The sequence below is a fragment of the Vibrio sp. Y176 genome, assembly GCF_033438945.1.
The window spans coordinates 1-1,088 of the sequence record NZ_JAWOQS010000113.1; the positions used below are offsets into that span (position 1 = coordinate 1).

The 1,088-nt window shown below is 38.4% G+C and carries 1 protein-coding gene; it reads left to right on the forward strand.

All coding sequences use genetic code 11. From position 1 onward, the window contains the following. Positions 1-719: 719 nt before the first annotated feature. Positions 720-1,088: response regulator (locus R7O13_RS24460; RefSeq protein ID WP_318304883.1), on the forward strand; the 369-nt coding region annotated here is incomplete at its 3' end.

Below are 1,088 nucleotides of genomic sequence, written 5' to 3' on the forward strand. Positions count from 1 at the left end.
GTCGTGGTGGCTTCGTTCAGTTGAGATTTTACTTTTGTAGTGATTTGTTCATTCACTTGCGTGAACGCATTGGTTGTCATACCCATTGCAATCAATAGAGTGAAGGCCATTGCCCCACCCGCACTGACAGCAATTCGAGTGCGTATACTGTTAAACATGATAGCCTCACAAATTGATTTTTATCTGGCATTAAGCATTGGAAGGATCATGGATTTTAAACAAGTAAAGCTACTGGGAGACTTTCGTTTATGAATAGCTCAAGAACAGAAAATGTAGTTTTATTAATAAAAATAAAATAATGCAGTGTTTCGCTTATGCATGAAACCCTTGATTTGATTGAATTATCACAAAAAAGAGAATCTAAGCGTTTGTATTTAAACGTAATAACCATATCTAAAAAATGGTTTTATAAAAAGTTAGAACCTTTCCTATCGAGTGCACTTGTGAAGATTGGCAATTATTAATAATGTGCTCAGTGTCACATAAATAATTCAGTATCTTCATGTTTTATATGGAGTTAACAGAACCAACCAATCTATACCATTTATATTTCAATCAGTATTGATAGATATAAATAAACAGGTACCACTGTATTTAAGGTTAGACATTGAAAACCGACACAAAGGTGAGAAAATCATTGTCGACAACTTTTTCACACCTATAGTGAATAATGTTCGTTAAGATCAACATTCGAATTTATCGAGATTGGATAAGAATAAATGAAACGTGTACTTTTGGTAGAAGATAATCGTGAAATAGCGGGAATGTTGTTCGATTATTTTGAGTGTGCTGGCATGCAGCTGGATTACGCCGACAACGGTGAGCTAGGCTTAAAACTGGCGATGGATAATGCGTTTGACATCATTTTGCTCGACCTCATGCTGCCGCGCATGGATGGCCTAACACTGTGCAACAAGCTGCGCGATGCCGGTAATAACACTCCGGTGTTGATGTTGACTGCACTTGATAGCCGAGACGATATGCTCAAAGGCTTCCAACACGGCGCCGACGACTACCTCACCAAACCGTTTGATCTCGATATTCTTGAAGCACGCATGACTGCATTGATTAAACGCTACCGCGGTACG